Source organism: Providencia sp. PROV129 (assembly GCF_028482245.1).
Lineage (GTDB): Bacteria > Pseudomonadota > Gammaproteobacteria > Enterobacterales > Enterobacteriaceae > Providencia > Providencia vermicola.
In genome coordinates this window covers 325,422-338,936 of the sequence record NZ_JAMPQD010000006.1, presented here as the reverse complement: position 1 = coordinate 338,936, position 13,515 = coordinate 325,422, and the positions used below count along the sequence as shown (strand labels likewise).

Here is a 13,515-nt window from a genome sequence, read left to right as displayed (position 1 = left end):
GGTGTTCAACAACGTGATGTTTTCCAGTCATATGGCATGAGTTCAGCAAGGGTCACTTGGGTATTATCATCAACACCAACGATTGTCTCTTTGTTTTTATCTGATAGCTGACTAAGTAACTCACGACAGCGGCCACAAGGTGGCACGATGCAACCTGATGCATCAACAGCAACAATCGCCTTAATCACTGAACGCCCTTCTTTTAGCATGTCTGCAACGGCAGCATGCTCTGCGCAGAACCCCAGTGAACATGCGGAATCGATGCTCACGCCACTATAAATATTGCCATCATCGGTTTCTAATGCAGCAGCAACATGCCCACTTTCAATGTACCCATTAAACGTCGCTGGCTTCGCATATTGTTTCGCAATCTCGACGAGGTGTTTTAACATAATTGCCCTCTTTTAATGCTAATTGAATGCCTTAATTAAACGCTAACATAATAAAAAGTATTAATTTTTTTGTGCTCTATTCCAGATCTACCATATACAATATTACTGACTTGATAGTATCTAATGCAGCGGCTAGCTCATCATAAGAAACCGTACTCACAGCCACACGTATGGCCTGTGGCACAGCGGTTGATGTCGAATAAGACTCAGCACTACTCACCGCAATATTACGTTTATTGAGTTGACGAATAACCGATTCGGAACGCAAACCTTCAGGTAATGGTACCCAAATAAAATAGCTATTAGGATGAGCAATATAGGGAAAATCGCCAAATACTTGTTGGACAATTTTTTGCCTATTTCTTGCATCTTGCCGTTTATTACGTTCAATTTTTGCAACTTCACCTTTCATTAACCAATCACAAATAATCGCTGTTGTAAGCGCTGGTGTGTTCCATGTCGTTATTCGGATTATTTTTTCTATATTTTCAATGTACTGTTTGGGTGCCAATACAATTCCCACTCGTAAACCTGTTGCGACATTTTTGGAAAACCCCGCAATGTAAAAGGTTCTTTCCGGAGCTAACATGGCTAACGGAGTAATGACTGGACGATGTAAAAATGCATATGAACCATCTTCTATTAGTAAAAAATCCTGTTTTTTCGCCATAGCCACCAACGTCTTTCGCATTGATAATGGCATAACCCAGCCTAATGGATTGTGGAGTGTCGGCATGCTGTAATAGGCACGAACCTTCCGGTTCTGGCAAAGTATGTCTAGCGCCTTTAAATCTGGCCCATTGTTTAATACTGGGATAGCTACTAATTCAATGTGATACATTTTTGCTAAGGCTTTAAACCCTGGGTAGGTCAATGCATCTACCGCCACAATATCACCTGGGCTAAACATACCTAAAACAATCGTGGCTAAGCCATGCTGTGCACCACTCACAAAAGTGATAAACTCAGCTGAGACATTGCTAAACCCTTGCTGCATTAAATATTTAGCCGCTATCACTCGCTCATGGTGCCTTCCTGTATGTTGCTGGTAATAAAGTATCCCCTCCAAATCCCCCCCAACCGCTAATTCCCTTAACGATTCTCGTAATAATTTTGTTTGTTCCTTAGCAATGGGATAGCTAAAGTTCAAATCTAGCATTTCAGGCACAACATCATGTTGAATACTCAATGTGGGCAACAGTTGGATATCCCTAACAAAAGTCCCTCGCCCCGTTTCTCCACTCACTAAACCTTTATCGATCAATTCGCGATAGACCCGCGATGCAGTTACCAATGAAATCCCTTCTTGCTTAGCAAAGGTTCTATGTGGCTCTAAGCGACTACCTGGTTTTAGCTCACCACTGATTATTTTTTCAGCAATGTTATCTACATACTTTTGGTAACGAGGTTTTGACATGAAATTGTACCTATGACAATTTTTTGATTGTCATGATTATCTACATTAGTTTTCTATTTCTCAAGACACGTATTCACCTATTTTAAGGGATCTCATGGAACAAACACTCATTACACAACCCAATACAACACGAGGGTGGATAAACGGCTTTATTGGTGTTGTCATCTTCAGTGGTTCATTACCCGCAACAAAAATTGCCATTGAAGGGTTTTCACCTGATTTTCTAACGGCCGCTCGTGCTGCAATTGCAGGTATTCTTTCCCTGATCATTTTTGCTTTTTTACGACAAAGCATACCCACTAAAACTCATTTTCTTCCTTTAATTATTGTTGCTATTGGTGGCGTAATTGGTTTTCCTTTCCTTACCGCTCTTGCTTTGCAATATGTGAGTTCCGCGCATTCCATTGTATTCATAGGTTTGCTTCCTCTTGCAACTGCATTTTTTGCCGTTTTACGTGCCCGTGAGCGGCCTCGTAAACTGTTTTGGTTGTTTTCTGTAATAGGAAGTTTATTTGTAATTGGCTTCGCATTATTCCAAGGAGGGAAAGGCACTCTTATTGGCGATTTGTATATGATTGCGGCAATATTACTGTGTGGGCTTGGTTATGCTGAAGGGGCCGTTTTATCTAAGAAGCTGGGAAGCTGGCAGGTCATTTGCTGGGCGTTAGTGATTTCATTACCCATTATACTAGTGCTGTGTGTGATTTTATGGCCTACTAACCTCGCAAACGTATCAACAAAGGCTTGGCTAGGTTTAGTATACGTCTCTTTCTTTAGCATGTTATTAGGGTTCTTTTTTTGGTATCGAGGACTTGCAGAAGGAGGTATTGCAGGTGTGGGGCAATTACAACTATTACAACCTTTTATTGGCTTACTACTTTCAGCTTGGCTGCTTGATGAGGCCGTCAATTCTTTAATGATTGCATCAACTTGTGGCATTATTTTTTGCGTTGCCGCCTCGAAAAAATTCGCGAGTTAAAATTGGCTGTATCTGTAGGCACACAAAGCGCGATCGCAATAAAAATTTACTTTATTATTTGCAGCTACATATGAATTAAATAGGAGCGAACAGTGGCCCTTTCTTTAGCAGATTATAAACGGCAGATTATGCACTTTAGTGAAGGTGACCTAACTGAAAACCCTTGGGTGAAAGGAAAGCCGGTTCCTCGTCTAATTCAAGTTGTCCCTTATGACCTGAAGTGGCCAGAAATCTATCGGCAACAGCAAAAATATATTTGTGATGCTCTACGTGATAAAGCGCTTAAGATTGCTCATGTAGGTTCAACAGCCGTTCCTGGCTTAGCGGCTAAGCCTGTTATCGACATTGACTTGATTGTAGCAACCCCCGAAGACGAAAAAAGTTATGTTCCAACCCTTGAAGAACTTGGATTTGAACTTACTGTGCGAGAGCCTTCTTGGTACCAGCATCGAATGCTTAAATTACAAGATCCACAAGTGAACTTACACGTTTTTGCACCAGATTGTCCTGAACATTTACGCCACTTACTGTTTCGTAATTGGTTAATTGAGCACCCCGACGATAGCGAAAAATATGCAAACGCTAAATTAGCCGCTGTAGTCGATGCCAACTATGTCAAAGAGTATAACGACAATAAAAATGCGGTTGTCAGGGATATTTATAGTCGACTTTTCGAACAATTAGACATGCTGTTACCTGATTTACTTTTACATGAGAACTAGAAAATATGCATTTTGTGATTGTTACTAAGCAAAATATTCAATTAATTGAACAAATTAGTGATGCATTACACCAAGAGTGGGCGAGTTTATCACCATGGGCCGACACAGCACAGATAAAACACAGGCTGCACGAGCGCAGCCAAGCGGCTAATCCGCAAATTTTGTCTTGTTTCGTAGACAGTAATGGCCAGCTACTTGCAACCGCTAGCACGATCCTTCGCGAGCTCCCAGATATTCAGCAGGCGACTTGGTGGCTAGGGGAAGTCTTAACTGTGCCATCAGCCAGAGGAAAAAGGATTGGCACCCAGCTGATTGAAACGCTTTATCAGCACTATCGAAAATCCACAAGTGAAAGTCTTTACCTATATACACCTGATATGCAGGGTCTTTATCGAAAAATGGGGTGGCAAGATGTGGAACAGCGTAAAGTCAATGATGAGCTTGTCACCATTATGAAACGCTAAGGTATTAGACACAAAATAGCCAGCACATTTAGCTGGCTATTGAATCACAGGGTGATATTTCAGTACGTTCTCTTTTAGGCTGTTAACGCTAATTTAGCCCCAAACATTAAGAACACTGCCCCAATACAGCTATTGGAGAATTTTGACAGTTTCTTATTGTGTTTTACCATATTCGTCACGGCTACTGCGCCGAAAATCAACAATGATAAATAAATCATACTGCACATTTCTAAAATCACACCAAGGACGAAGAATGGCACACCTGCATTTGGGTATGCAGGGTCAATAAATTGTATAAAAAATGACACATAGAAAATGATCATTTTAGGGTTTAGAAGACTTAAAAAGACCGCTTTTTTATAAGTTCCTTTCGTCTCTAAAATAATACTATCAACATCATGCACACCTTCTTTTTTGTGTAATACGCTGTAAAGTGTTTTTATTCCTAAATAAAATAAATAAGCCGCACCTGCGTATTTAATTACACTAAAAAAGATTGGCGATGTTTTGACCAATGAAGCAACCCCTAGGAAAGATAGGAATATCAGTATTGCATCCCCTGTAAATACCCCTAGCGCTGCTTTGTAACCATTTTTTACGCCATATTTTGCACTGCTAGTTAAAACAAATAAAGAATTAGGGCCTGGTACCAGTGTAATAAAAATAACACCGATAAGATAAGTCCATAAGTTTGTAATACCGAGATTTTCAAGCATAGGAAACCCGCTAACTCAATAAAAGTTATAACAAAAAATTCACATTAATTTCTGATAGAGATTATGATACAGGTTTTATTTTTTTATAAAAGATATCACTACTTAACACATCAAAATACAGGTTTATATTTCAATATAAACAATGAATCCAGTTTAATTAACAAGTTTTACGCCTTAATTTTAGAGTTATAGTTCAATTGCAACCATTAAACCAGAAGCAAACTAAAAACACCTCACCAATCAGGATTATATACCATATATTAATGTTAAATTGGAATTACATGGAGGTTTTAACTTGGGAATGTTGATAGTGATTTGATTCTCATTTCGCGTTATAACATAGAAACGTATTAATACCCTGAAAATGGCTATAGATAACAATATTAATTTAGCCTAGATGTTTTTTTGGCTATTGTAATAAATATATTACGCTCACATTTAATTAACGAATCTCGGATAATTAAAACAAGAAGTACTTTATATTTAATCAGCTTTAGGGATCACATGGAAAGCGCTAACTACTTTCATTTGCAAGAGCTCAATGGCCTTGAAATGATAAATGCTCGATATCATCAACAAAAATTTTCTCGCCATAGCCACGAAGGTTTCTGTATTGGCGTTATTGAAGATGGTGCTCAGCAATTCTTTCGTACAGGTGAAAACCATTACGCACCAAAAGGCGATATCATTTTGGTCAATGCAGATGAAATACACACGGGTTCGTCTGCAATGGAAAATGGTTGGTCATATCAGGCAATCTACCCTACCCCTGACATGTTTTCGCAGCTCACCACCGACTTAAAAATTGAAAATCAAGGACTAGTGCCTTGGTTTCCTTGTGCGGTCGTGCAAGATACAGGACTGGCTGCTCAGTTACGGTTACTTTTCAGCTTGTTATTGCAACCTGGAAACTTACTGTTTAAAGAAACCTTACTGCTCTCTACATTAAGTTGGTTAACGTTACGCTATAACCAGACTAAAACCGAGTTAGCTAAAATTACCCCTGCAAAACAGCGTATAGAACAAATTTGCGAATTGATGATAAATACCTGTGAGCAAGAACATTCTTTAGCTGAATTAGCCCAAATAGCGGGATTCAGTCAATGGCATTTTCTAAGACAATTTAAGCTGCAAACAGGCACAACGCCCCATGTTTTTTTGGTTCAAGCGCGTCTACATAAAGCCAAAAAACTGTTATTAGCGGGAAACACCCCTGCTGATGTTTCGAATTTATGTGGTTTTTCTGATCAAAGCCATTTTACACGCCACTTTAAACAGTCATTAGGCGTCACACCAGGTAATTTTGTGCGTCATCTAATTACTTAAAAAGAGCAATTTTATTCTATCTGCCGCCAATTCATATCCTTAATATGAATGGTACGTTACATAGGCATTATTTCAACAGGTATTAGTTAACATGGATTCAAAGCAAAGTCGCAGCTGGCAAAAAGCCATGATGGATGGCGCGGCTCATTCCGCACCTCTTAACCTTGCTGTGATCCCTTGGGGAGTACTCGCGGGCTCAATGGCCGTAGAAACAGGGTTAGATTTTTGGCAAAGTGTTGCAATGTCAGCGATGGTTTTTGCAGGTGCAGCCCAACTAGTCACCCTCGGATTACTCAATTCAGGCACCGGTTTTATCACGATTGTGATTTCGGTGTTCTTTATTACATCTCAACATTTACTGTATGGGCTGACGTTACGTCCTCAAGTGAAAGATTTTACAACCCCTCAAAGGCTCAGCATTGGCTTTCTTCTCACCGATGAGCTGTTTGCAATCAGCGCGGCGAAACGTCAAAGTTTGAGTTTCCCTTACCTATTTGGCGCAGGGTTTAGCTTTTATCTTGTTTGGTTAATCACCAGCCTTTGTGGCATTGCAATGGCGAATATTGTTGGAGACCTAAGTCGCTTACACCTTGATTTCTCTGTTGTAGCGACACTCCTTGCGATTGTTGTACCTTTGACGAAAAAAATCAGCACGCTATGTGGCGTCATTTTCTCACTCGTCGTAGCCATAACCTTATCCATGTACTCCATCAGTAGCGCGATTGTCATTGCAGGTGTCGGTGGAATGTTTGTCTCGGTCATCGTTTCGCGCGTATTGAAGGAGGAAAAATGATCTGGCTTTTGATTATCACGCTAACCGCCGTTATTTTTACATTGCGTTATGTATTTTTAATCCCGCAGCTACCACTTCGGTTACCTTTGATTGTTCGCCAAGCATTAGGTTACTCAGCACCTTGCTTGTTAACGGCGATTTGCGCACCTGTTATTTTATTAGAAAACCATGAGCTCAGGGACTTTCCCGATAACCCGTATTTGTGGGGTGCTGTATTCTGTGTTGTCATCGCATCATTGCTGAAAAATATGCTGTTAACTGTAGGATTGACCCTTGTATTTTTTTATTCTCTGATTTATTTCATGGGTTAATACCGTTCAATAGGAGTAAAGTCAGGTGACAACACTTTGCTTTATTCCACTAATCCCGCATAATAGCCGACTTCGTCGCAATACGACCCTATTCAATTACTCCCTTTCTTTATGAAAGTCTGTGATCCATTGGCTTTTCAATTGCGCCAATTAATTCTATCAATAATGGATAATAAACAACCATGCTTAATAATTATGTTTTACGCAGTGTTCGCTATATGTTGGACTTGAGCGATGCTCAAATGGTCAAAATCGTAAAACTTGCAGATTTAGACGTGACGAAAGAAGAAATGGTATGCTGGCTCAAAAAAGATAGTGAGCCTGAATATGTTGAATGTAACGATAACATAACCGCGCACTTTTTAAATGGCTTAATTTATCATCGTCGTGGTAAAGATGAAGACCGCCCTGCACCAGAAATAGAAAGCCGTCTAAATAACAATATTATTCTCAAAAAACTACGGGTCGCTTTCGAACTAAAAGATACTGATATGATTGAAATTTACCAATTGGCAGACTTTCGAGTATCAAAACCTGAGCTTAATGCTGTTTTCCGTAAACCTGGACATAAAAACTACCGTGAATGTGGGGATCAACTTCTGCGTTATTTCCTTAAAGGCCTAACCACACGCTTACGTGGCGATAAATAACACATATTTTACTCTGCTCTGGTATTTGCCTAAAGCACATGAGGTAAATACCAAATAGCCTTGCCCTATTAACACCATCATCTATAGCGTTCAGATTAAATATTTTGTAGCAAATAGTTTAAAAATAGGTCTATTTTTGGGGATAGCACACTTCGGCTTGCGTAGACTGCTCTTAACTCGATAGGTGCAGGGTTTAGCCCCTCCAATTGAACAATGTCTAATTGATCCGATTGAATTTGTTGATGACAAGCTTCTAACGATAAAATAGCAAAACCAACACCACTCACCGCGGCTGCATGAGCGAGTATCCCACTATTCACCCGATATGGGCTATTTATCATCGCTGTGCGTTGCTTGCCTTGAGAATCAATAAAAATCCAAGGCTGACCTTGTAAGGCACTAAGGCTTGAAATACAAGGTAACTTCACTAAATCAGCGATGGTTTTCGGTTTACCAAATTTATGAATCAGCTCAGGGGATGCGACGACCACACTTTGCCAAGATTTCACTAATCTTGAGTGATAGCTGCTATCCTCAAGCTCTCCACGGTGAAAAGTCAGTAATAAATCAATGTCATCACTAATGACGTCTCGGGGCATTAATTGTGTGTCACAATAGATATTGAGTTGCGGATGCAGTAATGCAAACTTTGCTAATAAATCTGCTAATAATACACTGCCTGCTTCACTCGGAATAGTAAGGCGTAAGGTACCTGTAATCCCTTGAGGGTGACTAATTTGTTGGACAATATCATCCAGTTCACCCACTAATTTTTGGCTTTGCTCAAACAGAATGTTACCCGCTTCCGTTAATCGCATCTGCCTTGTTGTTCGCTCAATCAAACGGCAATTTAGCTGTTCTTCTAATTGCTTAATTTGTCGACTCACATTGGATGATGGCATCGAAAGCTGCTTTGCAGCATTAATAAAGTTACCTTGCGTTACAACCGCAATAAAAACCTTTAATAAATTTAGGTCAACCACTGTGCATACTTCCTTTTCATTCAACATGATTGGCCTAAACTAATAACACTAGCAGTAACCAAATGCCATGATTTTTTGGTAACGCTCTGATAATAAAGCATCCGTATCGAGTCGAGTTAGTGCAGCTAAATCTGCTATCAATTGCTGTTTTAAATGTTCAGCTGCTAACTGATAGTTTCGGTGCGCCCCCCCTAATGGCTCAGGAATAATCGTATCGATAATGCCTAATTCTTTTAATCGAGAGGCAGTCATTCCCATAACTTCAGCCGCAACTTGCGCTTTTTGAGCGTCTTTCCACAAAATTGATGCACAACCTTCGGGGGAAATTGCAGCATACGTACTGTATTCAAGCATATTAATTCTGTCACCAACACCAATTCCTAGCGCGCCACCCGAACAACCTTCCCCCGTGACAACACAAATAATTGGCGTTTTTAAGCGGGACATTTCTAATATATTCTTTGCGATAGCCTCGGCCTGTCCACGCTCTTCAGCGCCTACGCCAGGGTACGCACCCGCTGAGTCTATCAGTGTAATAACAGGTAATTTAAAACGTTCCGCCATTTGCATTAAGCGTAACGCTTTACGGTAACCTTCAGGTGATGGCATGCCAAAATTACGCATCACTTTCTCTTTGGTTGTTCGTCCTTTTTGTTGGCCTAAAACCATGACAGGACGCCCTGCAATACGCGCCAAGCCTCCCACCAGCGCTTTATCATCAGCAAATGCGCGATCTCCCGCCAACTCCTGAAACTCAGTAAAAATTAAAGAAATATAATCAAGGGGATATGGTCTTAATGGGTGCCTTGCTAACTGTACGATTTCCCATGCACCAAGAGAAGAAAAAATGGTTTTCGTCAATGAGTGAGACTTTTTTTCTAACAGTTTGATTTCTTCTTCAAGCTTAATTTCGCTAGGATGCCCCTGTTGCTTGAAGGCAACTAGTGCTTCTATTTTGTCATTAAGTTCAACTATCGGTTTTTCAAAAGCCAAAAAATGAGTAGACATACAGACCTTAAAATCATTAACACAATTTTAAGAGTGTAAAGGGTTATTCTATCCCATTCTATGATTGAATTTGGGATTAATTAATATCAAATATGGGATAATTGATGGGTTATTTATGCTTGATACGGTTTAATTTTAGGCTGTTATTCAGGATTTTTTGAAAGTTTGTACATAAAAAATGGTTCTCTTCTGGGCAATTAGCTATATGAATAATGCCATCTTTTAACGCCAATAAATTTTGGATCGTCTGTTCAATTTCTTCAGCTTTAGCCATCAGGCTGGCTCTCTCTATATTGGGGCCATCTTGGTGATTAAGCATTGCCGCAATTTCATCGAGTGTAAACTTAGCCTGCTGCCCTAAACTTATCAGAGATAAACGGGTTATCACATCTTTGCCATGATAAATACGCTTTAAGCCTTTTCTGCCAATCGGTTTAATTAACCCCTTCTCTTCGTAGTAACGAAGCGTTGAGGCCGCTAAACCTGACAGTTGACTCACTTGTGAAATATCTAATTCATCATGCATAGAACGATAACCCGTTAATATTATAACATTGTAGGCGTTAGCTTCTGCCGTAATAGCACAGTAATATTGCCATTCATAAATATTTCACGATCAATAACATAGCCTAATTTCTCGGCAACGCGTAATGACGGTAAGTTTCTCGGCTCAATAAAACAAATCGTTTGCTGATACTTATTTTGCGCTTTTAACCAACTCAGCGCCGCTTGCATCGCCTCGGTTGCATAGCCTTTGCCTTGAAATTCTGGTGCAATGACCCAACCTGCTTCGGGAATTCCTTTTATTTGCGGCTCAACCATTCGATGAAAGTCCGCAAACCCAAGGTCACCAACATACTGCCCTGTTGCTTTTTCCCTTACCGCCCAGTAACCAAAACCCAACAATGGCCATAACCCACCATAGGCTAGCATTCTCATCCATGATTCTCGTTCAGTTGACGGCATACCGCCGATATAGCGTACCATGGATTCTGTCGCCCACAGTTTTGTCAACGCGGGGAAATCACTGACTTGGTGTTTCGATAAAATCAGTCTTTCTGTTTCTATTTCAGGTATTAAAGCCATAGATTGCATCTCCTTGCTATCTAAATGGGGGTTCATCAAAGGTTCTTAACTTCCGAGAATGTAATTTATCCCCTTCTTGATGTAATAAATCAATAGCACGAATACCTATTTGTAAGTGTTCTGAGATAGCCCCTTCATAAAAGCTATTCGCTTGGCCTGGTAATTTAATTTCCCCATGTAATGGCTTATCTGACACACACAAAAGCGTACCATAAGGTACTCTAAAACGATAACCTTGTGCAGCTATGGTTGCGCTTTCCATATCAACAGCAACTGCACGGCTCAGACTAAAGCGCCTTGCTGTAGCAAAGAAACGCAGCTCCCAGTTTCTATCGTCTGTCGTCACCACAGTTCCAGTACGTAAACGTTGCTTAACCAATTCGCCAGGCATATTACTGACTTGTTTAGTCGCATCATAAAGTGCTCGTTGAACTTCTGCGATGCTCGGAATAGGAATATCTGGCGGTAATACATCATCCAAAATATGGTCATCACGTAAATAAGCATGCGCAAGAACGTAATCACCAATATTTTGGCTTTCCCTTAACCCTCCACAATGACCAATCATTAACCATGCATGTGGTCTTAATACCGCTAAGTGATCACAAATGTTTTTTGCATTTGATGGGCCAACACCAATATTCACTAATGTTATTCCTGAGCCATCTCGTGCAATCAGATGATATGCAGGCATTTGGAATTTTTTCCACGTCATGTCTGAAATAGCAATTTGTGGATCCGCATTTTCAACCGTCAGGTAGTTATTACCAACACAAGACAACGCAATATAACGGCTCTCAGGATCACGGATTTGCTCACAAGCCCAACTGACAAACTCATCCACATAACGGTTATAATTGGTAAATAAGATATACGGTTGCACATGCTCTGGTGGCGTACCAGTATAATGTTTAAGGCGTGCAAGTGAAAAGTCTACACGTAAAGCATCGAAATGCGATAAAGGCATTTCTTCCGAAACGGTATATAAGCCATCGGTAATATCATCACTGATATGGGCTAAATCTGTTATCGGAAAATGAGCGGCAAGGCTACCACTCATACTTCTATCAAGGACTAAATCCGAGCCATCAATTACAAACGGATATGGAATTTCCGTCTTAGACGGACGAACTGCAAAAGATACATCATAATCTTGCTGTAAAATAGAAAGTTGTTCCGTTAAATAATGGCGAAATAACTCTGGTTGAGTCACAGTGATGGAATAATTTCCTTTTTTTACAAAGCGTGCATAGGCACGGGTTTTTTCACAGTGATCAATTTTTCCTTCCCACGTCATACAAAGCTCAGGGTAAGCAAATAACCCATTTTTTCTCTCGTCTGTATTTGGTATCTGCCCTTTTGTAACATAAACAGCAATGGCATCTCTTAATGATTGAATGGCATTTGAATATAACAACGAAAGTTTATCCAAAACATCTTCAATAGATAAGTTTTCATTTTTCTGGCATTTTTCCAAAGACACACACAACTCCTAATCAGATGAAGTAATCTCCCGATAACATAGAGTATCAATGTGACAGTTGCAAAACATATCACCATTAATGCATGACGAATGATAAAACTATAGGCAAGGTGAACACGGCGATAATAGTTTGCAATGTAATGATCCCAGCCATTAATTGGCTATCACCATTCAACTGACGAGTCAAAATATAGGCCGTTGGTGCAGTAGGGATGGCAAAAAATATCACCAATAAAATCGTTTCTAAGTTTGGCAAAGAAAACAATTTAGCCATTATTAACGTTAATACAGGCATAGCAAGCAAGCGTAATAATGTTGATAGTATGATTGGTTTGAATTCTTTACGCAGTGTTGTTGTTTGCAGTGCACCACCAATACAAATCAATCCCAATGGTAAACTTGCTGCTGCGAGTAATTTTAATAATTGTTCAGAACCAAAAGGTAGCCCCACAGGCGATAAATTTAACAAAATTCCGATAACACAAGAGAGTATTAACGGGTTTTTAATGATGGGTAATAAGAGTTGTTTTACTGACACTTTTTTCCCTGAAGATAACGCCAGCACCGCGATAACATTACAGCTTGGCACTAAAATTGCCATAATAACTGCGGCAACGGCAACCCCCTCTTTACCAAATAAATCGGCCACAATAGCTAAGCCTAAATAAGTATTAAAACGCGTGATCCCTTGAATATGCGCACCAAATCGAGGGACAGTTATTTTGCATAAATATTTACTTATCAGCACTAATAATGAACTTATCGCTAAAATGCAGAGGATCGCACTACCTAAATAAGCTAACTTAGGATTATTTAAAGGGGCACTTGCTAAGCTATTAATTAATAAGGCGGGAAATAAAATAAAATAGTTGAGTTTTTCGGCTCCAGGCCAAAAATCAGGCGAAAATAACCGAGTACGTCTTAATATAAAGCCTATCGCAATCAATGCAAATAGTGGCCAGAGCACTAACAATATTTTACTCATTATGATTTATCTTTTTATATCAGTCCATTATAAGAAGTTACTCCAGAGTTTAACGTTAATTTTTTGTAACGGATAGGTAAAAAAAGCCCTCATTAACCATATCCTTCCGATTTTATGATTGGTTTAACAAAAATATCATACAGCGTATCTCCCCTTTACTCTTTTGTTCGTATTTTAGCCAGATTCAAGGTCGACCGTGC

The 13,515-nt window shown here is 39.8% G+C and carries 16 protein-coding genes; 7 read left to right on the top strand and 9 right to left on the bottom strand.

What is annotated here, in order from left to right; translation table 11 throughout:
* Positions 1 to 5: 5 nt before the first annotated feature.
* Together PSF27_RS04420 and PSF27_RS04415 are read right to left on the bottom strand one after the other, a co-directional pair.
* Complete coding sequence (locus tag PSF27_RS04420; RefSeq protein WP_272680933.1) at positions 6 to 392, bottom strand: cytidine deaminase family protein; 387 nt, start codon at positions 390 to 392, stop codon at positions 6 to 8.
* Between the two features lie 76 nt (positions 393 to 468).
* Positions 469 to 1,809, bottom strand: a complete 1,341-nt coding sequence (locus PSF27_RS04415) for an aminotransferase-like domain-containing protein (RefSeq protein WP_272680932.1) — start codon at positions 1,807 to 1,809, stop codon at positions 469 to 471.
* A gap of 94 nt (positions 1,810 to 1,903) precedes the next feature.
* Here PSF27_RS04415 and PSF27_RS04410 point away from each other — a divergent pair, with 94 nt between their 5' ends.
* From PSF27_RS04410 to PSF27_RS04400, 3 genes are all read left to right on the top strand, one after another.
* Entirely contained in the window at positions 1,904 to 2,788 is an 885-nt protein-coding gene (locus PSF27_RS04410) for a DMT family transporter (RefSeq protein ID WP_272680931.1), read from the top strand.
* A gap of 92 nt (positions 2,789 to 2,880) precedes the next feature.
* Entirely contained in the window at positions 2,881 to 3,510 is a 630-nt protein-coding gene (locus PSF27_RS04405; protein ID WP_272573628.1) for a GrpB family protein, read from the top strand.
* Between the two features lie 5 nt (positions 3,511 to 3,515).
* Entirely contained in the window at positions 3,516 to 3,974 is a 459-nt protein-coding gene (locus PSF27_RS04400; RefSeq protein ID WP_272538447.1) for a GNAT family N-acetyltransferase, read from the top strand.
* A 74-nt stretch (positions 3,975 to 4,048) separates the two neighbouring features.
* Here the strand turns inward: PSF27_RS04400 and leuE are convergent, their stop codons facing one another.
* On the bottom strand, positions 4,049 to 4,690 hold the full coding sequence (gene leuE, locus PSF27_RS04395; RefSeq protein WP_272516286.1) for a leucine efflux protein LeuE: 642 nt from the start codon (positions 4,688 to 4,690) through the stop codon (positions 4,049 to 4,051).
* Between the two features lie 504 nt (positions 4,691 to 5,194).
* Between leuE and PSF27_RS04390 the strand changes: the two genes are divergently transcribed.
* From PSF27_RS04390 to PSF27_RS04375, 4 genes are all read left to right on the top strand, one after another.
* Complete coding sequence (locus PSF27_RS04390; protein ID WP_206084296.1) at positions 5,195 to 6,016, top strand: AraC family transcriptional regulator; 822 nt, start codon at positions 5,195 to 5,197, stop codon at positions 6,014 to 6,016.
* 91 nt (positions 6,017 to 6,107) lie between these two features.
* On the top strand, positions 6,108 to 6,809 hold the full coding sequence (locus PSF27_RS04385) for an AzlC family ABC transporter permease (RefSeq protein ID WP_206084295.1): 702 nt from the start codon (positions 6,108 to 6,110) through the stop codon (positions 6,807 to 6,809).
* A complete protein-coding gene (locus tag PSF27_RS04380; RefSeq protein ID WP_206084293.1) occupies positions 6,806 to 7,120 on the top strand; it encodes an AzlD domain-containing protein in 315 nt (104 codons plus the stop codon). Before PSF27_RS04385 ends, PSF27_RS04380 begins: the two co-directional genes overlap by 4 nt.
* Before the next feature lie 182 nt (positions 7,121 to 7,302).
* Positions 7,303 to 7,770 (top strand): DUF1456 family protein, encoded by a 468-nt coding sequence (locus PSF27_RS04375; protein WP_272680930.1) that lies wholly within the window; start codon positions 7,303 to 7,305, stop codon positions 7,768 to 7,770.
* A gap of 95 nt (positions 7,771 to 7,865) precedes the next feature.
* Here the strand turns inward: PSF27_RS04375 and PSF27_RS04370 are convergent, their stop codons facing one another.
* The 6 genes from PSF27_RS04370 to PSF27_RS04345 all read right to left on the bottom strand — a co-directional run bounded on the left by PSF27_RS04370 (position 7,866) and on the right by PSF27_RS04345 (position 13,315).
* Entirely contained in the window at positions 7,866 to 8,780 is a 915-nt protein-coding gene (locus PSF27_RS04370) for a LysR family transcriptional regulator (RefSeq protein ID WP_272680929.1), read from the bottom strand.
* A 21-nt stretch (positions 8,781 to 8,801) separates the two neighbouring features.
* On the bottom strand, positions 8,802 to 9,761 hold the full coding sequence (gene accA, locus PSF27_RS04365) for an acetyl-CoA carboxylase carboxyl transferase subunit alpha (RefSeq protein ID WP_206084287.1): 960 nt from the start codon (positions 9,759 to 9,761) through the stop codon (positions 8,802 to 8,804).
* Between the two features lie 109 nt (positions 9,762 to 9,870).
* Positions 9,871 to 10,287 carry a helix-turn-helix domain-containing protein gene (locus PSF27_RS04360; protein WP_272680928.1) on the bottom strand — a complete coding sequence of 139 codons (417 nt, stop codon included), beginning with the start codon at positions 10,285 to 10,287 and terminating at the stop codon, positions 9,871 to 9,873.
* Positions 10,288 to 10,307: 20 nt separating this feature from the next.
* The gene (locus tag PSF27_RS04355) at positions 10,308 to 10,883 is read right to left on the bottom strand and encodes a GNAT family N-acetyltransferase (protein WP_206084283.1); all 576 of its coding nucleotides are present in this window, start codon (positions 10,881 to 10,883) and stop codon (positions 10,308 to 10,310) included.
* On the bottom strand, positions 10,864 to 12,324 hold the full coding sequence (locus PSF27_RS04350) for an AMP nucleosidase (RefSeq protein ID WP_306803686.1): 1,461 nt from the start codon (positions 12,322 to 12,324) through the stop codon (positions 10,864 to 10,866). The genes PSF27_RS04355 and PSF27_RS04350 overlap by 20 nt, the downstream gene beginning before the upstream one ends.
* 82 nt (positions 12,325 to 12,406) lie before the next feature.
* On the bottom strand, positions 12,407 to 13,315 hold the full coding sequence (locus PSF27_RS04345; protein ID WP_272680926.1) for an AEC family transporter: 909 nt from the start codon (positions 13,313 to 13,315) through the stop codon (positions 12,407 to 12,409).
* Between the last annotated feature and the right edge of the window lie 200 nt (positions 13,316 to 13,515).